Genomic DNA, 21,304 nt, shown 5'->3' with positions numbered 1-21,304 from the left:
CCATATGACATGAAAACCGACCAAAAACCGCCCGTGGTATCCAAAAAGATACTACTTCCGTTTATTTTGATAACTTCCCTTTTCGCGCTTTGGGGTTTTGCCAACGACATTACGAACCCCATGGTTTCCGCCTTCAAGAAAATATTGGAACTCAGCAATACCCAAGCTTCTTGGGTGCAGGCCGCTTTTTATGGAGGATATTTTACCATGGCACTTCCGGCTGCGTATGTGGCCAAGAAATACTCTTATAAAACCGGTATTTTGGTCGGACTCGCATTGTATGCGACCGGGGCATTGTTGTTTTATCCAGCCGCTGCGATGGAGAATTACATGTTCTTTTTAGTGGCTTTGTACGTACTGACCTTCGGTCTTGCATTTTTGGAAACTACTTCAAATCCGTTTATTTTGGATATGGGTGCCGAGGAGACCGCTACCCAGCGCTTGAATTTGGCACAGTCGTTCAATCCTATCGGTGCCCTGACAGGGCTTTTTGTGGCCCAGACCTTTATTTTGGCGGCCTTACGATCTGATGACCTCGATGTAAACGGAAACCCTATTTATGAAACTTTGACGGGTGCGGCAAAGGCATCCGTAAAAACATCTGATTTACAGGTAATTAGAAACCCGTATGTTGCCTTGGGCCTTTTTGTCATATTTATGATGGTTCTCATCGCCTTGGTAAAAATGCCCGAAAAGAAAGAAGATGAAAATGCCACCGATATGTTCAGCTCCATAAAACGTATTTTCAAGAAAGAACGTTTTGTGGGCGGGGTTTTGACCCAGATGTTCTATGTAGGCGCCCAGATCATGTGTTGGACGTATATCTATCAGTATGCCGAAAATCTGGGCATCGACAATCGGGAAGCCGTAAATTATGCCTATGCGGCCCTGATTATTTTCTTGCTCGGCCGTTTTCTTTGTACCTATCTCCTTAAATTTATCAATTCAGGAAAATTGCTGATGCTCTTGTCGATTTTGGCCGTTATCTTTTGTTTGGGCACTATTTTTATACAGGGAATGGGAGGACTATATAGTCTTGTTCTTGTGTCTTTTTGTATGTCGCTGATGTTTCCGACCATTTATGGAATTGCCCTCACAGGATTGGGCGACGATGCAAAACCGGCTTCGGCATTTTTGGTCATGGCCATAGTCGGTGGGGCCTTTATGCCCGTTTTACAGGGAATGATTCTTGATATGGGAGGAAGTGCTTATAACGATATTACGATTCTAGGAGTGCCTGAGGTGAATTTCTCGTTTATTTTGCCTTTGGTGTGCTTCTTGGTCGTCGCAATTTATGGATACCGTACCTTAAAGGCTTACAAGGTCGGCTAGGAAAATTTGAACAAATAGCATTAGGTCATCGGAAATGGGAAGAATTACGAATATAACTTTTAATGCACAATATCCATCGGTAGAGGATTTGCGAAAAAGGGCTCAAAAAAAAATCCCCAAATTTGCTTTTGAGTATTTGGATGGGGGCTGCAACGAAGATGTGAACCTGCACAAAAACACTTCAGAAATAAGGGAGGTTGAACTGATACCCGAGTATTTGAGCAAACATGCCGGGTCAGATATCAGTACCGAATTGTTCGGCCATACCTATGACGCTCCGTTCGGTATCGCCCCGGTAGGTTTACAAGGACTCATGTGGCCGAATTCTCCTGAAATATTGGCAAAGGCGGCATTTGAGCATAACATACCTTTTGTGCTGAGTACGGTCTCGACCAGTAGTATTGAACGCATTTCCGAATTGACCGAAGGCCGTGCGTGGTTTCAATTGTACCATCCGGCCGAAAATAGGCTGAGGGACGACATCATCAAAAGGGCCCAGGCTGCTGAATGTCCGGTTTTTGTCATTTTATGTGATGTGCCGACTTTCGGCTTCCGGCCACGTGATATTAGAAACGGCTTGGCCATGCCCCCAAAAATGTCGATCAAGAACATAATCCAAATTTTGGGCAAGCCCGAATGGGCCATGAGAACCTTGATCCATGGCCAGCCTAATTTTGAGACCTTGAAACCGTATATGCCCAAGAATCTTGATTTGAAGCAGTTGGGGAAATTTATGGACCAAACCTTTTCGGGAAGGTTGAACGAGGAAAAAATTAAACCGATCCGCGATATGTGGAAGGGCAAACTGGTGCTCAAAGGTGTAGCGAACGAAGCCGATGCCGAAAAGGCCATTCGTTTGGGTCTTGATGGCATCATCGTCTCAAACCATGGCGGTAGGCAGTTGGATGCCGGTGAATCTACCATCAAACCTTTGACAAGGATCGCCGAAAAATATGGAGACCAAATAACCGTCATGATGGACAGTGGTATGCGATCCGGTCCTGATATCGCCAGAACCTTGGCAAGTGGGGCCAAGTTCACCTTTATGGGGCGTTCGTTTATGTACGGAGTTTCGGCTCTCGGCAAAGCGGGCGGTAATCATACGATCTCGCTATTAAAAACGCAGCTCAAACAGGTAATGGAACAGATTTGTTGCGAACGTGTCGAGGATTTTCCGAAGCATTTGAAATGAGTGTTATTCGATATTTATGCCTGAATCGATTGCAGACTGGCCCGAATACCCTGTTTTTGAATAGCTTTTATATATACAATGACCTGTTCGGAAAGACCTTGGATAGCGTTCAAATCTTCGCCCCATATCGCTTGGTTTCCTAAAATGGCCTGTACCATTTCGGAAAGGTCTACCTTTTTCGCTTCGAAATCCTTCCATAGGGTATCGAAGAAATCCAACACTTGGTAATTGTCGTTCAATTCAATTTTTTCATTGTTCCATTTCCCTTTGTAAAAAAGTATCAAGGCAGAAAACGCAAAGACGAAATGCATGGGAAGTTTTTTTTCGAGCGCCAGATAGTCCTTTAGGGTCGGCAAAAGTCTCGTCACGAATTTAGAAGTGCTATTCAACGCAATACTGATAAGCTGATGCTTTAACACAGGATTACGAAAACGGTCCAATACGTCTCGAACGAATGCATGTTTGGTCGCTTCTTCAAAGTCAAGTGTTTTACATACTTCTGTCAATAACATTGATTCTACGAAATTATTTATCTCGATATCTTCAATGGCATCATTGACCAAACGAAATCCGCACAAATACCCTACGGGTACCATGGCTGTATGGGCACCGTTAAGAATACGGACTTTCATTTCCCGGTAGGGGGAGAGATCATTTACGAATTTGACGTTGAGGTCGGTCTTTGCAAAAGGCAATTCGGCCTGAACTAGGTCTGGACCATCTATAACCCAGCTGTGGTAATATTCACCCGCAACCAAAAGGTCATCCTTAAAACCTATTTCACTTTGTATCTTTTCGGCCCGATCTATAGGGTGGCCCGATACGATACGGTCGACCAAGGTATTGCAAAAATAGTTTGATTCATCGATCCATTTTTTAAAGCCATCGTCCAAAGCCCAATAATCGGCATAATCCAGGATCGATTGTTTTAGGGTTGTACCATTTTGTTCAATGAGTTCACAGGGTAAAAGGATGCATCCTTTCGATGGGTCGGCATTGAAATGCAAATAGCGATGGTGCAACCAAACCGTTAGTTTGGCCGGAAACTCATTGGGAGGAACATCCGTATAACCGTCGGTTGGGTTAAATTTTATGCCCGCTTCGGTAGTGTTCGAGACAATGAATCGCATATCGGCCTCCTTGGAGAGATCAAGATATTGTCGCCATTCGATATAGGGGTTGATGATCTGTTGAACACAGGTGACCAATTTTTTCTCGGCAATCGATTCCCCGGCTTTGATTCCGTCCAATACAACGGTAAACAACCCGTCCTGTGATTTTAATTTTTGGTAATCGCCCCTTTCCGTAGGTTTGATAATGGCAATAGCACCATCAAAATTGGCTTTTTCGTTTAGTATCTGTACCATTAAACCGACAAATGCCCTCAAGAAATTACCACCGCCGAATTGCATTATTCTTAACGGCAAGGTTGGTAAGTCTTTGACGGTGGTTCTATTCAGTGGTTCCATTTATTAAGACTAAAATTCGACTGTCGCCTTTATTACCCCATTGCTGGGCTCCAGCCAATCGTCAAAATGACCGATCATTTCAGTAAAGTGCACAGTATGGGTTATATAGGAATTTATGGGAAATCGGCCCGAACCCAATACTTCGATAACATGTTCAAAATCGTCTAAGGTCGCATTTCGACTGCATAACAAGGTTGTTTCCTTGGCATGAATGACCGGATGTTGAAAACTTAGTTCTCCCTTTGAAAGACCTACTAAGATATATCTGCCACCATGCGCCATGTATTGATGACCGGTTTCCAAAGCGCCTTTATGTCCCGTTGCGTCAAATACAGCCGTTGCCAAATCGCCATTGGTCAGTTGGGCCACGCTTTCAAATTTTTTTTTATCGGCAATTATGGCATGATCTACCCCTATTTCATTCTTGACAAAATCAATCCGTTCTGTATTGGTGTCCATCGCTATTACCTTTGCACCCGCAATCTTTGCCAATTTCATTATGCCAATTCCAATAGGGCCGCATCCGATGACTACAATGGTTTCGCCTTTTTTTATCTGTGCCCTACGGATTGCATGGGCGCCAATGGCCAAGGGTTCTACAATGGCCATTTGGTCAATACTAAGGTTTTTTGCGGGAATCAAAAGGTCAATGGGTAACGATACAAATTCTTGCATTCCCCCATCGGTATGAATGCCCAAGACTTTAAGGTCTGTACAGCAATTCGTTTTTCCGTTACGACACGCGATACATTTTTTGCAGCTGAGGTAGGGCATCACCACAACACTTTCACTGGGTTTCAATCCTTTGTCGTTTTCATCGATTTCCTCGATTCGGGCGGCCAACTCATGGCCCAATATTCTAGGGTAGGTAAAAAAAGCCTGATTTCCTTTATAGGCATGTAGGTCGGTTCCGCAAATACCGACTTTCTTGATTTTTAATAGTGCCTCACCAGGTTTTTTGATGGGTTTTTCTTTTTCCTTTAAAATAAACTCACCCGGTTTTTGACAAACGATATATTTCATAAAATCCTTTAAAAGCAGCAGTATTTGCCTAAAAATAAGTAGGACATATAAATATAACCAAGTGAAATCTACTTTCTTGAATATTACACTGGAAAAAAGATGATAATTTCTTTTTAAGAAGCGGAAGTCAGTTTTTCTGCAGCGGTTCTTTTCATATAGTCCAGATTGAGAAGGGCTTTCTGCGTAAAATCAAAAAGGCTGCGACAACGGTCAAGGTTTTGATTTTCGTAGGCCACTTTGTAGTAAATGTTATCGTTAAGATAATCGGTCAAAGCCCTAAGCCCATGAATAAAGGGCATGAAAACTGCACCCAAATGTACGGTATCGATTTCTTCCTGCGACAAAAATGGGCCGACCGATACGAGTCCGTCCACAAAGGCCGTGAAAAGGTCTTTGTCAAAGGTAATCTTACTATGGTCTTGCTCATCTTCGAGTGCGGTGTTCGCGATAGTACGAATGGCATCGCCGAAATCATAGTAAAAATGGCCTTTCATCAAGGTATCAAGATCGATCAGGCAGAGTGCCTTGTTCTCCTTTTTTGTGAAGAGAATATTGTTGAGTTTGGTGTCATTATGGCAAATTCGTAGTGGTAATTTCTTTTGTGTCAGTTCAGAAAGCTTTCCCAAGACATCTTCGGCAAAGAGAATCATATCTTTTGAAACATGCAGTTTATCGGAGTTGGCCGTTTGAAGCGATCGATTAAATTGTTCGCTTCTCAAATCGAGGTCGTGAAAACGTGGAATTGGTTCTATATAGTCATTGATTTTCACATCCTTCAATAATACATGGAACAGCCCTATTATTCGGCCCGCCTCAAAAGCTATTTTTGGATCGGTGGTAGTATTGTAGGCGGTACTATGGTCAATAAAGGTCATTAACCTCCAGTACCCTTCTTGGTCTTCAAAATACTTTTTGCCGTGTATGGTCTTGATCAATGTTATCTTTTGATAATCAGGGGCATCGAGTTGTTTAAGCGCCTTGTCTATGTTGCGCATAAGCCCCTTCATGTCCTTAAAGACCTGATGGTTTACCCGTTGAAGAATATACGCCGAAAGGTCATTGTCCAATACTAGAAAGGTGTCGTTTATATACCCATCGGTCAGCGGCTTAAAAGTATACTGCTTTTGAGATACTTCAAAGTTGCATAGCACTGTATTTAAGGTCGTATCGGAATATTTGCTCATCTCAGTTCCATAATGGAGAAGCATAATCGCCTTCGGTGGTTTTTTGGCGCAGATATTCTACGGCCTTTTCCCTGTCACTTGCGTATGTGACACCGAACCACTCGCCATCGGAAGGAACCACCTTTACCGAAATATCACCGGCCTGTAACATATCTTGAACTATTTTCGGAATGTACAGTTCACTGGTTTTGGCCAGCTCTTCATCGGCAAGGAACGTTCTAAAATCGTTTTCGATCTTTTCAAAGATAGATGGTTTACAGACCCAAAAATTCATGCTTACCTGCTCTTCACCGGTATACCTGTTCTGAGAATCGCGGTCTATGACGATATCGCCATCTTGTTCTAGTTTTAAACGCTCATTTACCGAAACCAGATTTTCGCCGTCCACTTGGCATACCCCACGGGAGACCGTACCATGCTCCGATAGCGTATCTTTTAGCGTATAGCCTACCAAGGCAAATGTATTGTCATTCTTGTGGGCTCGCATAAAATCGGCAGCGTTGCGATAGGCCGCTGCCCCATAAAAATCATCGGCATTGATAACGGCAAAAGGCCCGTCTATGACATCTCTGGCGGTCCAAACGGCATGCGCCGTGCCCCAGGGCTTGGGCCTTTCTCCGGTGTAAACGACCCCGTCGGGTAGATCGGTTATTTCTTGGGCCAAAACATCCAATTTGATTCCGGCAGGAAGTTTTCCCTCCATCTGTTCGGTAACGTGATGTATATATTCCTTTTTGGTAATGACCACAATATGATCGAATCCGTTTTTTAGGGCATCGTACATGGCGAATTCCATCAAAAACTCTCCTGAAGGTCCTAGGTCGTCGAACTGTTTTAACTTTCCATATCTACTGCCGCTTCCGGCCGCCATTAAAAGTAAGGTCATAAAATTTAAATTTTTAACGGTGCAAAAGTAGGACATTACAGTCAAAACGACTTCCGATGATCGACATACCTAACAATAATCTATACCAATGTAGATTTTCACACTATATTTTTCTATTTTGGAAATGGATTGATAAATAATTTGGACCCAAAAATGACCTTTGCGCATGAAGACTAAAAGACTGATACTTATACTATTCATTTTATTGTGCTTTGGGGCACGGTCGCAGGGCAATGAACGACCCAATATTCTGGTCATTATTTTCGATGATGCCGGATTGGACATGAGTGTTTACGGAAGTACCTATGTGAACACCCCGGGCTTTGATGCGATTGCCAAAGAAGGTATTCTTTTCAACAGGGCCTACACGCCCAATGCGAAATGTGCGCCTTCAAGGGCATCGATAATTACCGGAAGGAATCCGTGGCAGCTCGATGCCGCCGCAAACCATGTAATTTACTTTCCGCCCCGGTTCAAGACCTATCAAGAGGTACTGTTGGAAAATGGGTACGCAACTGGTCATACTTCAAAAGGTTACGGCCCGGCAGTGACGCTTACGGCAGATGGCCGGGAACGTGAAGTCATGGGGCGTGCCTTCAATGAAAAAAAGTTACAGCCTGCCACAAAGGGTATTTCAAACAATGATTACAGTGGCAATTTCAAGGATTTTTTGGAAAAGGTTCCCCAGGACCAGCCTTGGAGTTTTTGGGTCGGTAGTATTGAACCGCATCGGGGGTACGAATATGGTTCGGGCAAGAGGTTGGGAGGAAAAACAGAGGACATGATCAAAGATTTTCCGCCCTATTGGCCAGATAATGAGTTTACGCGAAACGATTTGCTCGATTATGCCTTCGAGATCGAGGATACCGACAAACATATCGTGAAGATTTTGGAGACTTTAAGGCAGAAGAACCAGTTGGAAAATACCTTGATCGTGGTTACCTCCGATCACGGCATGCCGTTTCCGAGGGTCAAGGGCGATCAATATGAAAATGCGAACCATATTCCCATGGCCATTCTTTGGAAGGATAAAATGAAATCCGTAGGTAGGGTAGTGGACGATTATATCAGTTTTATAGACCTTGCCCCGACTTTTTTGGAAGCGGCCGGGGTCGATTGGCAATCCTCGGGAATGCATCCTGCCACGGGGAAAAGTTTGATGAATATTATCGATTCGGAGAAATCGGGGCAAATTGAAGCCGATCGAGATTATGTTCTTGTGGGCAAGGAAAGGCACGATACAGGAAGACCCGGTGACATTGGTTATCCGATTCGCGGTATTCATAAGAACAACATGCTTTACATAAGGAATTATGAAATCGATAGGTGGCCCAAGGGCAATCCCGAAACGGGTTATTTGAATACCGACGGAAGCCCGACCAAGACCGAAATCTTGAATTTGAGGAGAAATGGCAATAAAAAATATTGGAAGATGAATTTCGGAAAAAGGGTCGAAGAAGAACTTTACGATATAGAAAATGACCCTTTTTGTATGAACAATCTGGCGGCCGACCCGGTCTACGCTGATAAGAAGGCTTCCCTCAAATCAGAAATGGAGAGCAGGCTTTTGGCGCAGGGTGATTTGCGCATGATCGGTTATGGCCCTTTGTACGAGCAGGCGCCTTTTGTAAACGGTAGAAATTTTTATGCCGATTTTATGGCCGGTAAAAACCCGAAGGCCGGCTGGGTAAGCGATACCGATTTTGAACCCTATATTTTAGATGGTGAGGGAAATGAACTAAAAAAAGTGTCGGTAAAAGCAAATTAGTGACATAAATGAAGGGAAAAATTATCCATACACATGTTGACGAATACATAGCATCCTTTCCCGAAGATGTCCGACAGGTTCTTAAAGATATCAGGGCAACTATTCGAAAGTCGGCACCCGATGCCGAAGAAACGATAAGCTACGGCATGCCTGCATTCAAATATCATGGTATGTTGGTCTATTTTGCGGCTTATGAAAAGCATATCGGGTTCTATGCGACTCCTTCCGGTCACAAAAAATTTGAAAAAGAACTGTCGAAATATAAGCAGGGAAAAGGCTCGGTGCAATTCCCTTTGAATGCACCGATACCTCTTGGCCTTATATCAGAGATAGTCAAGTTCAGGGCGAATGAGAATAAGACCAAGGCGTTGTTGAAAACAAGAAAATAGGGGAGATATCGGTATAGGCCGAACTGATATTTATCATGTTTTGTAGCGTAAAGTGCACGTAAGTTTGTAATGAGCAATTCTATTCTATGTGCAGCCTCGTTCAAAAATACAATATCCCAGGACCACGTTATACAAGCTATCCTACGGTGCCCTATTGGAATATGGAAACATTTTCGGGCAGGAAATGGAAATCTACGGTACAGCAGAGTTTTAATGAAGGTAATGCCTCTGAGGGCATAAGCCTGTACATACATCTCCCATTTTGTGAAAGCATGTGTACTTTCTGCGGATGCCACAAACGCATTACCAAACGTCATGATGTTGAGAGTCCGTATATAACATCCGTTCTTAAAGAGTGGAGGTTATACTGCGATCTTTTCGAAACAAGGCCAAGGATCAAAGAATTACATTTGGGCGGGGGCACCCCTACTTTCTTTTCACCAGACAACTTGAAACGTCTGATCAATGGAATATTCAGAAACGCCGATCATGCCGATAATTACGAATTTAGTTTCGAAGGCCACCCCAATAACACCTCTAGAGAACATTTGCAGACTTTGTACGATGTCGGCTTTAGAAGAGTGAGTTTTGGCGTTCAAGACTACAATGAGTTCGTTCAGAGAGCGATACATCGCGTACAGCCTTTTGAAAAGGTCAAAGAAGTTACCGATTGGGCCCGCGAAATCGGATATACTTCAATAGGCCATGATATTATTTTCGGTCTTCCTTTTCAAAAAATGGAACATGTCGAACAGACCATTTTAAAGACCAAGGATTTGATGCCGGACCGATTGGCATTTTACAGCTATGCCCATGTGCCCTGGTTGAAAGGCAACGGCCAAAGAGGTTATAAGGACACCGATTTACCTACGGGCGAAGAAAAAAGGGCTCAGTATGAAAAAGGGAAACGACTTTTAGCGGAAGTTGGTTATCATGAAATAGGAATGGATCATTTCTCACTGTCAGGCGATACGCTCTACAAATCGATGCAGTCAGGTGCATTGCACCGAAATTTTATGGGCTATACGGCCTCAAAGACCCAATTGATGATAGGTCTTGGCGCCTCGAGCATCAGTGATAGTTGGTACAGTTTTGCCCAAAACGTAAAGAGCATCGAAGAGTACCAACATTTGGTTGAAAATGATATCATACCTATTTATCGGGGGCACATATTGACTTCGGAAGACCAGGTCGTAAGAAAACATATTTTGAATTTAATGTGCCATTTCGAATCTTCTTGGGCAGGCCAAGATATGTATTTTGATAAATTGAACGAAGTCAAGGATAGATTACGCGAAATGGAAACCGACGGATTGGTGGTCGTTTCTGAAAATCATATCGATGTGACCGAAAAAGGACGACCTTTTATTCGCAACATTTGTATGGCCTTTGACGTTTTGCTACATAGAAACAAGCCGGAAACCCAGTTGTTTTCCATGACAGTTTAATCCTAAAACAGAGAAAGATGAAAAAAATAATAGTCCCTTTGGATTTTTCGGAACAATCCGAGTACGCTTTAAAGGTAGCAGCCTCATTGGCTAAAAAGCACGGTTCGGAAATATTGGCGCTTCATATGTTGGAGCTCAACCAGGCAATGATTTCATCGTCTGAGGGCTTTCATCCTGAACAGACTGTTTTTCTAATAAAGTTGGCCGAAAAACGTTTCAACAAGTTTTTGGACAAGCCTTATCTTAAAGGAATTCAACTTACCCCGATCATCAAACACTTCAAGGTTTTCAGTGAAGTCAATGAAGTGGCTAAAGAACATAATGCCGAGTTGATCGTAATGGGTTCTCATGGAACAGACGGTCTCAAGGAAATTTTTGTTGGTTCAAACGCAGAAAGAGTGGTCAGAAATGCAGATATTCCTGTGCTGGTCATAAAAAAAGAGATAAAAGACTTCAAAGTGGACCGCTTTGTTTTTGCCTCGGATTTCAAAGAAGAGAACCTCCTTGCCTTTCAGAAAGCCAAGGCGTTTGCCGATATGCTTTCCGCAGATTTGGATATGGTATATGTCAATACTCCTGGAGATAGTTTTTTGAGCACTGCCGATACCTATGAGCGAATAAATCAATTTTTGGCCAAGGCTAATGTAGGTATCGAAGTGTCTATTTATAATGACTATTCGGTCGAAAGAGGTATTCTGAACTACAGTGAAAACAGTGGGGCCGATGCCATCGGTATCCCTACTCATGGCCGAAAGGGACTTTCCCATTTCTTTATGGGAAGTATTGGTGAAGATATTGCCAATCATTCGGACTTGCCTGTTGTAACCTTTAAAATATAGTGGTTGTCCGCTCTTTGCTGGCAATAATTATTTGATGTGAAAATAGGGAACCCCGTCGGGGTTCCCTATTGTATTGAATGTTGTCGCCGTGATTTTTGTCAGACTGTTTTCATAGCGATCGGATCCCAATTGACTGGGCGATTCTGGTAGTAGCTATCATTGGCCAAAAGTGCGGCCCCGGCGGCCCGAAGGCCGAAAGTAGGGTCTTCGATTATTTGGCCCTTTCCACGAATGGCCTGAAAAAAATTGTAGAAGTGATCGTAATGGCCTCCTTTATAATCATTCGGGGCCTCCCATTTTGTTTCGCCCGTTTTCAAGGCCCCTGATCTAGGTTCGAGATTTTGCGCTGCATAGGCATCGCTTATTTTTTTCTGTGTGGCCTCGGTATAGGCTATCATCGAATATCCGTCGGGTACCATGTCCAATTTTGAACGTCGTAAGGTCACTGAATTTTGACCGACCTCCATTTCACCTTCGGTGCCTATAAGCTTGAAACCGCCACCCCCTCCGCTACCGGCGATGAAATTAATACGGAAAGCCGCATTAAAGGCTGCGTGGGTGTCCGTTTTTGGGTAATCGTAGAGCGTAATACTGACATCGGGCACATCACGGCCGTCGTTCCAATAGCGCAGACCTCCCGTAGCCTGGGCACGGTTCGGACCCTTTGAACTGATGACATAGTTGAGCGTTGAAAAGGCGTGAACAAAAAGGTCGCCTGCAACCCCCGTTCCGTAATCCTTATAATTTCTCCATCGGAAAAACCGTTTGGCTTCGTAGGGTACTTTTGGTGCACTTCCTAAAAAAGTATCGAAATCGACGGTATCAGGGCTTGCATCTGGAGGAATTGGATATTGCCACGCGCCTTCGGCCGAGTAGCGGTCATTATAGAAATCGAGCATGACGATGTCGCCAATTGCCCCATCTTCGTAGAGCTGTTTTGCTTTTTCGTTACCCAATGATGACATGCCTTGACTTCCTATTTGGCATAATTTTCCAGTAGATTTTTGGGTAGCGATAATTTCTTGCCCATCTTCCCATTTTTGTACCATAGGTTTTTCACAGTACACATTTTTGCCGGCTTTTAGCGCATCTACGACAATCTTTTTGTGCCAATGGTCAGGGGTGGCGACGATTACGGCGTCGATATCCTTGCGTTCGAGCAATTTTCGATAATCACGGGTAACGAATATGTCGGCTCCCCAAAGTTCTTTTGCCCGATCCAACCTACCGGTATAGAGATCGCTGGCCGCGACCAATTTCACACCGGCCACTTGCAGGGCCGATTTGGTGTCGTAAATACCTTGGATGCCGACCCCGATAAGGCCTAGATTGATTTGGTCGTTGGGCGAAAATAATGCTGGTTCATACGTTCTGCTCAGCGGTAGTGTTTGCTTAAGGGAAGAAGCAAAAACCATTGGTGAAGCACCCAATACCGTTGTACCGATCGTCGCTTTCTTAAGAAATGACCTGCGCGAGTTGTTCTTTTTCATTTTTTTATTTTTCAGACGGTCAAAGATATTAGTAAAATACACAATTTTGAAGTGCGTGACAAAATATGGATGTTCAAAGTGGTAAAAACGATTTGCCCGATGCAATATCGAAAACCAAATCTTGAACTGTCGTTTCTTCGAGATTTTTCAAAAAGTTGCTCTTGGCCTTCCCGGCCAGGTCATGCAAGGGACACGGATAGTCTGCATTGCACTGGTTCAAACTCAGCAAACATGAAGTCAATCGATTGTCTCCGTCAATTGTGTTGACAATCTGTACGAGTCGCACCTCTCGATTTTCTTCGGCCAGGTAAAATCCGCCCTTTGGCCCCTTTGTGGAAGATACTAGATTGTGTTTCGAGAGTTCCTGTAGTATTTTAGATAGGTAGGCCTTCGGAACATTGATCCGGCTACTAAGGGTTTTTACCAATATCTTGTGGTTTTCGGTAGAATTGACCGCCAAGTATAGAACGGCTTTTAGAGCGTATTTTGATGAATTGGAAAGCATTTGTTTTCTTTTTTCAAAAATAAAGGATAAAAATATCTTTTTATATTAAACATGACCAAAGTCATATTTATAGTTCATGTGCCCCACTACTTTTGATGCAATTAATCAATTAAAATGCACGAAATGAAAATAGTACTCAAAGGTTTCACTTTATTCTTATCCATGCTTATACTAAGTTGTGGAGGGAAGGAAGATAAGAAAAAAGAAGGTTTCAGTGTCGATCGTCAAAAGACCGCGACCGAAAAACCGGCTGACGCTGCCCCTGCCGCAGATGCAACACCTGCATCGGAAAGAATCGACCTGTCTAACAAGGGTGTCGGCCCGATAACCTCGCTCGATCTTCCCGCTGAAATCGATGAGGGCATGGCCAAAAAAGGTGAGGAAGTATATAACCAAATGTGTTTGGCCTGTCATAGGGTCGGTAAAAAGTTTATCGGTCCTGCTCCGAATGGAATTCTTGAAAGGCGTAGTCCAGAATGGGTGATGAACATGATTTTGAACCCCGAAGGTATGGTCAAAGACGATCCTTTGGCCAAAGACCTTTTGACGGAGTTCAACGGGGCTCCTATGGCCAACCAAGGCTTGACCGAAGAGCAGGCGAGAAGTGTGTTGGAATTCTTTAGAACCTTAAAATAATATGAACATATGAGAACAATCACCAACCTCAAAACATTGTTTGGGTCGTTTTTATTGCTGCTATTGATTTGCGGTTGTAAAAACGAGTCCAAGAACGAGAACCCCAAAACGGCACCTGCCGTTGCAGAGGCAGAGGAAACCGAAAAAACGGGACAGGCCTTTATCAAAGATGACGAATCTATGCCCAATGTGTTGAACATTGCAATAGGTTCGCCAGATCACACGACCCTTGTCGCGGCGGTACAGGCCGCAGGGTTGGAAAATGCCCTGGTCAACGCGGGTCCGTTAATGGTCTTTGCACCTACCAATGCCGCCTTTGATGCGTTGCCCGAAGGTACCGTGGAAAATTTATTGAAGCCCGAGAATAAAGATGCCTTGGCCAATATTTTGAAACATCATGTGACGCCAGGTAACTACAGTAAAGATTTTTTGAAGAAATTCAAAAAACTGGGTCAGGCCAATGATCAAAATACTACTGTTGAAGTAAAAGGTGATGATGTATATGTAGGAGGCGCCAAAATCATAGCAAGCGTAAAAGCAGGTAACGGAATCGTGCATGTGGTCGACAAAGTCATCTTACCCCCCTCCGAAGAATAACAACCAATAAATAAAAGATAAGAAATGAAGAAAATAGCATATTTAGCAATGAGTATTTTGGGGGTGGCCGCCATAATGAGCAGTTGTCAGCCCAAGAGCAAAACGACCAGTGGAGCGTTGACTTCCAATGCGGCAGAACGGGTATATGTAAACCCGGGTGAGCATGATGAGTTCTACGCTTTTATCTCTGGAGGGTTCAGTGGACAATTGTCAGTTTACGGACTTCCATCGGGAAGACTTTTTAAAGTGATTCCCGTTTTTTCACAAGATGCCGAGAAGGCGTGGGGCTATAACGAGGAAACCAAGCCTATGCTGAACACCTCGCATGGTTTTGTGCCTTGGGACGATTCACACCACCCCGATATTTCGCAGACCAATGGTGAACTTGACGGGCGTTATGTCTTCATCAACGGCAACAATACTCCACGTATCGCAAAAATCGATTTAAGTGTTTTCGAGACCACGGAGATTATCGAAATTCCGAATAGTGCCGGTAACCACAGTTCATCCTTCGTTACCGAGAATACAGAGTATGTCGTCGCCGGAACCCGTTTTTCGGTTCCCGTGCCACAACGCGATATGCCGATCAACGAGTACAAGGGCAACTTTAAAGGGGCACTTTCATTTATCAGTGTCAATCCTGAAGATGGGGGTATGGATATCAAATTCCAGTTGTTGATGCCCGGTTTCGACTACGACCTGTCCCATCCCGGTAGGGGGGCTTCTCATGGTTGGTTCTTCTTCACGACATACAATACCGAAGAGGCAAGTACACTAATGGAGGTAAACGCTTCCCAAAACGACAAGGATTTTATAGCCGCCGTCAACTGGAAGAAAATCGAGGAATATGTGAACAATGGCGGGGGAACAAAAATGCCCGCCAATTATGCGCACAACGTATATGATGAAGAAACCCATACGGCAACTTCTACCATGAAAAAAGAGGTTTTGGTAGTCGATCCCACCGAAGTGCCCGGTGCCGTATTTTTCTTGCCCACCCCTAAGTCACCCCATGGTTGTGACGTGGATCCGACAGGTGAGTATATTGTTGGTAACGGTAAATTGTCAGCCGATTTGACGGTACACTCATTTACCAAAATGTTGGCGGCCATCGAAGGGGAAAAATTCGATGGAGATGCCTATGGCATACCAATCCTAAAATTTGAGGATGTCTTGGCCGGAACGGTCAAAAGTGGTGGACTTGGGCCATTGCACACCGAATTTGACGGAAATGGAAATGCCTATACAACCTTCTTTATCTCATCGGAGGTGGTAAAATGGAATGTAGGTACTTGGGAAGTCATCGACAGGCAACCATGCTATTATTCCGTAGGGCACTTGATGATACCCGGAGGCAATTCAAGGAAGCCATTTGGTAAATATGTAGTGGCCATGAACAAGATTACCAAAGACAGGTATTTGCCCACCGGACCGGAAGTAACCCAATCGGCACAGCTATATGACATTTCGGGAGAGAAAATGGAACTGTTATTGGACTTCCCTACTGTCGGTGAGCCCCATTATGCAGCAGGTATTGCCGCTGATATTGTAAAAGAACGTTCCAAAAAGATTTACGAGTTATCAAAGAACAAGCATGAATATGCTACGACCTCTGATGCCGATGTGCGGGTAGAACGCAACGGAAAAGAAGTACATGTATACATGTCGATGATCCGCAGCCATTTCAACCCTGATAATATCGAGGGAATCAAGGTCGGTGACAAGGTTTATTTTCATGTGACCAATTTGGAACAAGATTATGATGTACCACACGGTGTAAGCATGATCGGTGCGAATACCTCAGAGCTTTTGATAATGCCCGGGCAGACCGAAACATTTGTTTGGGAACCTAAGCAGGTGGGCGTGTGGCCATTTTATTGTACCGATTTTTGTTCGGCATTGCATCAAGAAATGCAGGGGTATGTAAGGGTGTCCCCTGCTGATTCGAACATTGACCTGAAATGGTCTTTGGGCGAATAGATTAACCCTATAGAGTACTTTTTTCAAGCAGAAAAGCGGGTTGAGTTCCAAGACCTTCCCGCTTTTTATTTAAATGATAGTAAATGTCTTTACCATGAAGAAATCGCGAATCATAATGCTATTGGGGGCCTTATTGCCATTGATGCTCTTTTTGTTCCCGTTATGGAATATTACCTTAGAAGCCCCACAGTATCCAACCCCTTTGGGCATGGATATCTATATCAATGACTTTGCCGATGCCAATCCGCACGATATCAAGAATATCAATCTGATGAACCATTATGTGGGCATGAAGTACATTCCCGATGCCATTCCCGAGTTCAAGATTTTTCCTATCGGTATAATCTTGACCACGCTCATCGGTTTGTTCGTTGCATGGAAAGGCAATTACAAATGGTTTCTATACTGGTTTATCATGATGGTCTTGGTCAGTACGGCGGGGCTTATTGATTTCTATCTCTGGGAACACGATTACGGTCACAATCTAGATCCGAGGGCAATTATGAAGTTCACCAATGAAGATGGCACGCCAATGGGCTTTCAACCTCCATTATTTGGTACTAAGGATATCTTGAACTTCAGGGCACACTCGTATCCACAGTTGGGAGCCTATTGTCTTGGTTTAGGCATCGTACTTGGGTTGGTCGCCTTTTTTGTGGGAAGAAAGGAAAATAGATTTCAGGCTTAAATATGAAAAACAAAACATTTTTATTAGGATTCTTGATTTTGGTTCTCGCCTCTTGTAAGGTCGCCCCTGAAGAGATTAACTATGGATCCGATGCTTGCTATTTTTGTAGCATGACCATAGTCGACCAACAACATGCCGCCCAAATTGTTACCAAAAAAGGTAAGGTCTTCAAGTTTGACGCTTCTGAATGTATGATGAACCATTTGGGGGATATCGATAATTCCGAAATCGCTATTTTTTTGGTCAATGATTACAATGCACCCGGAGAATTGATCGATGCAACAAAAGCAACTTATTTGGTGAGCGAGGGAATTCCAAGTCCGATGGGGGAGTTTTTAACTGCCTTTGAAACCATCGGCGCAGCGCAGAAGTCAAAAGTGGAACATGAAGGTGAGATTTATTCATGGGAAGAGCTAATGGACAGGTTCAAAGACTGATCGAAGATAACAATAACAAGAAAATGTATATTAAAAACGATAAGATCGGAAAACAACCTTTCAACAAACTGAACGTTGTGAAATTGGCCAAGACCGATGCACTTGAAATCTTGAGCATCAGTTTGGAGAAAGATGCCATTTTTCCTGAGCATTCGTCGCCTTCCGATGCCCATTTGATTATGCTCGAAGGCGATATGGTATTTTATATCAATGATAAAGAATTCCAGTTGAAAAATGGGCAATACTTCAGTTTTCCAAAAGAAGAGAAGCATTGGGTACGGGCCAACGAAAATTCAAAATTCCTTATTATCAGATAATGAAATGTTCCGACGGCATTTTCGCCCTTTTTTTTCTTTTATTAGGGAATCATTTATGGTGCCAGACCATTGAAATCTGTAAATCTTGTGCCGTAACGACCATAAGGGAGGGCGTGGCCCAGGCTTCCGATTTTGATACCCTGTTGATCAAAAAGGGCACCTATAAGGAATTCAATATAAAGGTCGACAAACCATTGACGCTATTGGGTGAAGATTATCCCGTTATCGATGGCGACGATAAAGGCGAGATCATTACCATCGTTTCCGATAGTGTCACAGTCGACGGACTTTTTATCATCAATGTAGGTACAAGCTATACCGCCGATTATGCGGCCATTAGAGTCGTCGAAAGTGAAAATTTCCTGATTCAAAACGTTGTGCTGGAAAAGCTTTTTTTCGGAATTTATCTTGAAAAGTCGAAGAATGGCAGGGTCTATCACAACAAGATTATTGGCGACGCGGTCGATGAGTATAATTCGGGCAATGGCATTCAGCTTTGGTATTCGAAGAACGTGACGGTCGAACGGAACATTGTGCAGCATGTTCGAGATGGCATTTATCTTGAATTCTCAGACAATATTACAATTCATAACAACATCAGCTCGAACAACCTCAGATACGGACTACATTTCATGTTTTCGAACGATGATATCTATACCGAGAATATTTTCGAGAACAACGGGGCCGGTGTCGCCGTTATGTTCTCGAAGAAGATAAAGATGCAGGGCAATACCTTTAGAAAAAATTGGGGTACGGCTTCGTTCGGAATGTTATTGAAAGAAATCAACGATGCCGAGATCAATGGCAATACCTTCGAAGAAAATACCGTCGGCATCAACATCGAGGGGTCGAATCGGATCGAATACAAAAACAATGATTTCGTCAAAAACGGATGGGCCATCAAGGTGCGTGGGGCCTGTTACACCAATTCGTTCGTAAACAACAATTTTTTATACAATTCTTTTGATATTTCGTACAATAGCAACTTGAACGACAATAAGTTCGAGCGTAACTATTGGAGTGGTTATACGGGCTATGACCTTGATAAGAATGGGATCGGAGATATACCTTATCGACCGGTGAAGCTCTTTTCATATGTCGTAAACCGCACCCCCGAAACCATTGTGCTATTGCGTAGTCTGTTTATGGATATCATCGACTTTTCTGAAAGGGTGTCCCCCATATTTACCCCTGATAATCTATTGGATGCCAACCCCCTAATAAAACCATTACGATGATCAAAATTCAAGGCCTTCATAAAAAGTTCGGTAAGAACCAAGTGCTGTCAGGGGTGGATCTTGAGATAGATAAAGGAGGAATTTTTGCCGTTCTTGGTCCGAACGGTTCGGGGAAGACGACCCTCATCAAAAGCATTTTGGGCATGGTCGTTCCTAATAAAGGTAGTATTTCGGTCTTGGAAACCAACATCAAGAATAGCTGGAAATACCGTCAAGAAATCGACTACCTACCGCAGATTGCCAATTTTCCCGGAAACCTAAGGGTCAAAGAACTTATTCGAATGATAAAGGATCTTCGACGCGAACAGGGCAATGAAGAGCGGTTGATCGACCTGTTCGGCATGCAACCTTTTCTCGATAAAAAATTAAGTACTCTTTCGGGCGGCACCAAGCAAAAAGTGAACATTCTCTTGACCTTTATGTTCGATGGCCCGCTAATGATTTTGGACGAACCTACCACGGGACTGGATCCAGCCTCTTTGATCCGTTTAAAGGAGTTGATTCTTGAAGGAAAACAGAAGGGCAAAACGATTTTGATTACTTCACATATCATGCGGTTTGTAGAAGAAATGGCCGATGAGATCATATATCTTTTAGAGGGCAAGATATATTTTAAGGGCAGTATAGAAGAACTGAAAAACAAGACGGGCCAAACTGATTTTGAGCATGCCATAGCCGATATCTCGATAAATAGCGCCGATGTTTAAAATATTGAAATATAGTTTCTATGATCTGATACGAAGCCGTTGGAGCTATGTGTATTTTCTGTTCTACCTCGCTTTGGGTTTTGTGCTATTGTTTCTTAACAACGATCTCTCGAAAGCGGTAATCACATTAATGAACGTCATTATCGTGTTAGTACCGTTGATCGGTACGATATTCGGGGTCATGTATTTTTACAGCTCCAAAGAATTTACCGAGTTATTGCTGGCCCAACCCCTAAAACGGTCCACTATATTTTTGGGGCAGTATTTCGGTGTGGCCGGATCGCTGACTTTAAGTTTGGCATTGGGTTTGGGCATACCCTTTGTTTTATATGGACTGTTCAGAAGTGAAGCTATTTGGAATTTTTCACTGCTTTTGATCATCGGGTCTTTCTTGACCTTCATTTTTACCGCTTTGGCCTTTAATATTGCAATTTCAAATGAAAATAAAATCAAGGGTTTTGGGTACGCCGTTCTATTATGGTTGTTTTTGGCGGTTATCTATGACGGTTTCTTTTTATTGTCGCTTATTGTCTTTGAGGAATATCCGTTAGATTCATTTTCGTTGGCGGCAACGATGTTCAACCCTATCGACCTGTCAAGGACCTTGATTTTGCTAAAGTTGGATATTTCGGCCTTGTTGGGATATACCGGGGCTGTTTTCAAACAGTTCTTCGGTACAAACCTGGGGTTGACGGTGGCAATGGGGGTATTACTTTTCTGGACGATTTTGCCAGTTTTTCGGCTCGCGTATAAGTCAAAGAAGAAAGATTTCTAAGTCTTCTTACGATGTTGATAGATTTGCATGAACAGCATCGTGCTCATTTTCTGCGCCCTATTTTTGGCGATCCATGCAGTCTCGCCCTCAAAAAGTTCATCGATGGTCGCAAACCAAAGGTTAAGCCAAAGCCCGAAATGTTCAGGGGTAATCGAATGTCCTATTTTTTCATCGACTTTTTGATGGGCGATTACGGGGTTGCCATGATATTTCCGTCGAAGAAAAAGTTGGGTTTCCCAAAAATCGGTAAGCAGTTCAAAATGGTCTTCCCAGTTGGTGATAATAGTATTGAATATGGGCCCGAGTGTATCATCTTTACGGATTTTTCCATAGAATGTCGTCACCAATCGCGAAACATCATCCCTATTTATAATATCCTTTTTTTCTTGATCGTTTTCCACGTC

Annotated in this window: 22 protein-coding genes; 15 read left to right on the top strand and 7 right to left on the bottom strand. The window is 43.3% G+C overall.

Translation table 11 applies throughout. The features are described from left to right. Positions 1-9 precede the first annotated feature (9 nt). Together fucP and ACEZ3G_RS03540 are read left to right on the top strand one after the other, a co-directional pair. Positions 10-1,332, top strand: a complete 1,323-nt coding sequence (gene fucP, locus ACEZ3G_RS03545; protein WP_432424097.1) for an L-fucose:H+ symporter permease — start codon at positions 10-12, stop codon at positions 1,330-1,332. Between the two features lie 34 nt (positions 1,333-1,366). After that, complete coding sequence (locus ACEZ3G_RS03540) at positions 1,367-2,524, top strand: alpha-hydroxy acid oxidase (RefSeq protein WP_432424096.1); 1,158 nt, start codon at positions 1,367-1,369, stop codon at positions 2,522-2,524. 14 nt (positions 2,525-2,538) lie between these two features. Here the strand turns inward: ACEZ3G_RS03540 and ACEZ3G_RS03535 are convergent, their stop codons facing one another. The 4 genes from ACEZ3G_RS03535 to ACEZ3G_RS03520 all read right to left on the bottom strand — a co-directional run bounded on the left by ACEZ3G_RS03535 (position 2,539) and on the right by ACEZ3G_RS03520 (position 7,086). Beyond that, a complete protein-coding gene (locus ACEZ3G_RS03535) occupies positions 2,539-3,993 on the bottom strand; it encodes a tagaturonate reductase (RefSeq protein ID WP_432424095.1) in 1,455 nt (484 codons plus the stop codon). 9 nt (positions 3,994-4,002) lie between these two features. Then, the gene (locus ACEZ3G_RS03530) at positions 4,003-5,016 is read right to left on the bottom strand and encodes a zinc-binding alcohol dehydrogenase family protein (RefSeq protein ID WP_432424094.1); all 1,014 of its coding nucleotides are present in this window, start codon (positions 5,014-5,016) and stop codon (positions 4,003-4,005) included. 113 nt (positions 5,017-5,129) lie between these two features. After that, the gene (locus ACEZ3G_RS03525; protein WP_432424093.1) at positions 5,130-6,224 is read right to left on the bottom strand and encodes a phosphotransferase enzyme family protein; all 1,095 of its coding nucleotides are present in this window, start codon (positions 6,222-6,224) and stop codon (positions 5,130-5,132) included. Continuing rightward, positions 6,202-7,086, bottom strand: coding sequence for a nucleotidyltransferase family protein (locus ACEZ3G_RS03520; protein ID WP_432424092.1), 885 nt, complete (start codon positions 7,084-7,086; stop codon positions 6,202-6,204). Before ACEZ3G_RS03520 ends, ACEZ3G_RS03525 begins: the two co-directional genes overlap by 23 nt. 166 nt (positions 7,087-7,252) lie before the next feature. Here ACEZ3G_RS03520 and ACEZ3G_RS03515 point away from each other — a divergent pair, with 166 nt between their 5' ends. The 4 genes from ACEZ3G_RS03515 to ACEZ3G_RS03500 all read left to right on the top strand — a co-directional run bounded on the left by ACEZ3G_RS03515 (position 7,253) and on the right by ACEZ3G_RS03500 (position 11,530). Then, on the top strand, positions 7,253-8,854 hold the full coding sequence (locus tag ACEZ3G_RS03515; protein WP_432424091.1) for a sulfatase family protein: 1,602 nt from the start codon (positions 7,253-7,255) through the stop codon (positions 8,852-8,854). An 8-nt stretch (positions 8,855-8,862) separates the two neighbouring features. Beyond that, on the top strand, positions 8,863-9,243 hold the full coding sequence (locus tag ACEZ3G_RS03510; RefSeq protein ID WP_432424090.1) for an iron chaperone: 381 nt from the start codon (positions 8,863-8,865) through the stop codon (positions 9,241-9,243). Positions 9,244-9,329: 86 nt separating this feature from the next. Further along, positions 9,330-10,691, top strand: a complete 1,362-nt coding sequence (hemN, locus tag ACEZ3G_RS03505; protein ID WP_432424089.1) for an oxygen-independent coproporphyrinogen III oxidase — start codon at positions 9,330-9,332, stop codon at positions 10,689-10,691. Positions 10,692-10,708: 17 nt separating this feature from the next. After that, positions 10,709-11,530, top strand: a complete 822-nt coding sequence (locus tag ACEZ3G_RS03500) for a universal stress protein (RefSeq protein WP_432424088.1) — start codon at positions 10,709-10,711, stop codon at positions 11,528-11,530. A gap of 98 nt (positions 11,531-11,628) precedes the next feature. Here the strand turns inward: ACEZ3G_RS03500 and ACEZ3G_RS03495 are convergent, their stop codons facing one another. Beyond that, positions 11,629-13,020: a Gfo/Idh/MocA family protein gene (locus ACEZ3G_RS03495; protein WP_432424087.1), complete on the bottom strand. Its 1,392-nt coding sequence runs from the start codon at positions 13,018-13,020 to the stop codon at positions 11,629-11,631. A 73-nt stretch (positions 13,021-13,093) separates the two neighbouring features. After that, positions 13,094-13,525, bottom strand: a complete 432-nt coding sequence (locus ACEZ3G_RS03490; RefSeq protein ID WP_432424086.1) for an RrF2 family transcriptional regulator — start codon at positions 13,523-13,525, stop codon at positions 13,094-13,096. A 123-nt stretch (positions 13,526-13,648) separates the two neighbouring features. Between ACEZ3G_RS03490 and ACEZ3G_RS03485 the strand changes: the two genes are divergently transcribed. The 9 genes from ACEZ3G_RS03485 (at position 13,649) to ACEZ3G_RS03445 (ending at position 20,900) form a co-directional block, all read left to right on the top strand. After that, the gene (locus tag ACEZ3G_RS03485; protein WP_432424085.1) at positions 13,649-14,161 is read left to right on the top strand and encodes a c-type cytochrome; all 513 of its coding nucleotides are present in this window, start codon (positions 13,649-13,651) and stop codon (positions 14,159-14,161) included. Between the two features lie 9 nt (positions 14,162-14,170). After that, on the top strand, positions 14,171-14,758 hold the full coding sequence (locus ACEZ3G_RS03480) for a fasciclin domain-containing protein (RefSeq protein ID WP_432424084.1): 588 nt from the start codon (positions 14,171-14,173) through the stop codon (positions 14,756-14,758). Positions 14,759-14,833: 75 nt separating this feature from the next. Beyond that, the gene (nosZ, locus tag ACEZ3G_RS03475) at positions 14,834-16,738 is read left to right on the top strand and encodes a Sec-dependent nitrous-oxide reductase (protein WP_432425140.1); all 1,905 of its coding nucleotides are present in this window, start codon (positions 14,834-14,836) and stop codon (positions 16,736-16,738) included. Positions 16,739-16,832: 94 nt separating this feature from the next. Then, complete coding sequence (locus ACEZ3G_RS03470; protein ID WP_432424083.1) at positions 16,833-17,426, top strand: hypothetical protein; 594 nt, start codon at positions 16,833-16,835, stop codon at positions 17,424-17,426. Between the two features lie 2 nt (positions 17,427-17,428). Further along, entirely contained in the window at positions 17,429-17,863 is a 435-nt protein-coding gene (locus ACEZ3G_RS03465) for a nitrous oxide reductase accessory protein NosL (RefSeq protein WP_432424082.1), read from the top strand. A gap of 23 nt (positions 17,864-17,886) precedes the next feature. Beyond that, entirely contained in the window at positions 17,887-18,180 is a 294-nt protein-coding gene (locus tag ACEZ3G_RS03460; RefSeq protein WP_432424081.1) for a cupin domain-containing protein, read from the top strand. Next, positions 18,180-19,418 carry a nitrous oxide reductase family maturation protein NosD gene (locus ACEZ3G_RS03455; protein ID WP_432424080.1) on the top strand — a complete coding sequence of 413 codons (1,239 nt, stop codon included), beginning with the start codon at positions 18,180-18,182 and terminating at the stop codon, positions 19,416-19,418. The genes ACEZ3G_RS03460 and ACEZ3G_RS03455 overlap by 1 nt, the downstream gene beginning before the upstream one ends. Further along, positions 19,415-20,125, top strand: a complete 711-nt coding sequence (locus tag ACEZ3G_RS03450; RefSeq protein WP_432424079.1) for an ABC transporter ATP-binding protein — start codon at positions 19,415-19,417, stop codon at positions 20,123-20,125. Before ACEZ3G_RS03455 ends, ACEZ3G_RS03450 begins: the two co-directional genes overlap by 4 nt. Further along, positions 20,118-20,900 (top strand): ABC transporter permease, encoded by a 783-nt coding sequence (locus ACEZ3G_RS03445; RefSeq protein ID WP_432424078.1) that lies wholly within the window; start codon positions 20,118-20,120, stop codon positions 20,898-20,900. Before ACEZ3G_RS03450 ends, ACEZ3G_RS03445 begins: the two co-directional genes overlap by 8 nt. Here ACEZ3G_RS03445 and ACEZ3G_RS03440 read toward each other — a convergent pair. Further along, positions 20,897-21,301 (bottom strand): group III truncated hemoglobin, encoded by a 405-nt coding sequence (locus tag ACEZ3G_RS03440; RefSeq protein WP_432424077.1) that lies wholly within the window; start codon positions 21,299-21,301, stop codon positions 20,897-20,899. The two genes, ACEZ3G_RS03445 and ACEZ3G_RS03440, sit on opposite strands and share 4 nt — an antisense overlap. Between the last annotated feature and the right edge of the window lie 3 nt (positions 21,302-21,304).

Origin of the sequence: Meishania litoralis, assembly GCF_042611095.1 — a bacterium.
Classification (GTDB): domain Bacteria; phylum Bacteroidota; class Bacteroidia; order Flavobacteriales; family Flavobacteriaceae; genus Meishania; species Meishania litoralis.
This window is presented reverse-complemented; position numbering and strand designations above follow the sequence as displayed.

Excerpts from the sequence above, each read along its gene's own strand:
- fucP (WP_432424097.1), top strand. The coding sequence starts at position 10 with ATGAAAACCGACCAAAAACCGCCCGTGGTATCCAAAAAGATACTACTT.
- ACEZ3G_RS03540 (WP_432424096.1), top strand. The coding sequence starts at position 1,367 with ATGGGAAGAATTACGAATATAACTTTTAATGCACAATATCCATCGGTA.
- ACEZ3G_RS03535 (WP_432424095.1), bottom strand. The coding sequence starts at position 3,993 with ATGGAACCACTGAATAGAACCACCGTCAAAGACTTACCAACCTTGCCG.
- ACEZ3G_RS03530 (WP_432424094.1), bottom strand. The coding sequence starts at position 5,016 with ATGAAATATATCGTTTGTCAAAAACCGGGTGAGTTTATTTTAAAGGAA.
- ACEZ3G_RS03525 (WP_432424093.1), bottom strand. The coding sequence starts at position 6,224 with ATGCTTCTCCATTATGGAACTGAGATGAGCAAATATTCCGATACGACC.
- ACEZ3G_RS03520 (WP_432424092.1), bottom strand. The coding sequence starts at position 7,086 with ATGACCTTACTTTTAATGGCGGCCGGAAGCGGCAGTAGATATGGAAAG.
- ACEZ3G_RS03515 (WP_432424091.1), top strand. The coding sequence starts at position 7,253 with ATGAAGACTAAAAGACTGATACTTATACTATTCATTTTATTGTGCTTT.
- ACEZ3G_RS03510 (WP_432424090.1), top strand. The coding sequence starts at position 8,863 with ATGAAGGGAAAAATTATCCATACACATGTTGACGAATACATAGCATCC.
- hemN (WP_432424089.1), top strand. The coding sequence starts at position 9,330 with ATGTGCAGCCTCGTTCAAAAATACAATATCCCAGGACCACGTTATACA.
- ACEZ3G_RS03500 (WP_432424088.1), top strand. The coding sequence starts at position 10,709 with ATGAAAAAAATAATAGTCCCTTTGGATTTTTCGGAACAATCCGAGTAC.
- ACEZ3G_RS03495 (WP_432424087.1), bottom strand. The coding sequence starts at position 13,020 with ATGAAAAAGAACAACTCGCGCAGGTCATTTCTTAAGAAAGCGACGATC.
- ACEZ3G_RS03490 (WP_432424086.1), bottom strand. The coding sequence starts at position 13,525 with ATGCTTTCCAATTCATCAAAATACGCTCTAAAAGCCGTTCTATACTTG.
- ACEZ3G_RS03485 (WP_432424085.1), top strand. The coding sequence starts at position 13,649 with ATGAAAATAGTACTCAAAGGTTTCACTTTATTCTTATCCATGCTTATA.
- ACEZ3G_RS03480 (WP_432424084.1), top strand. The coding sequence starts at position 14,171 with ATGAGAACAATCACCAACCTCAAAACATTGTTTGGGTCGTTTTTATTG.
- nosZ (WP_432425140.1), top strand. The coding sequence starts at position 14,834 with ATGAGCAGTTGTCAGCCCAAGAGCAAAACGACCAGTGGAGCGTTGACT.
- ACEZ3G_RS03470 (WP_432424083.1), top strand. The coding sequence starts at position 16,833 with ATGAAGAAATCGCGAATCATAATGCTATTGGGGGCCTTATTGCCATTG.
- ACEZ3G_RS03465 (WP_432424082.1), top strand. The coding sequence starts at position 17,429 with ATGAAAAACAAAACATTTTTATTAGGATTCTTGATTTTGGTTCTCGCC.
- ACEZ3G_RS03460 (WP_432424081.1), top strand. The coding sequence starts at position 17,887 with ATGTATATTAAAAACGATAAGATCGGAAAACAACCTTTCAACAAACTG.
- ACEZ3G_RS03455 (WP_432424080.1), top strand. The coding sequence starts at position 18,180 with ATGAAATGTTCCGACGGCATTTTCGCCCTTTTTTTTCTTTTATTAGGG.
- ACEZ3G_RS03450 (WP_432424079.1), top strand. The coding sequence starts at position 19,415 with ATGATCAAAATTCAAGGCCTTCATAAAAAGTTCGGTAAGAACCAAGTG.
- ACEZ3G_RS03445 (WP_432424078.1), top strand. The coding sequence starts at position 20,118 with ATGTTTAAAATATTGAAATATAGTTTCTATGATCTGATACGAAGCCGT.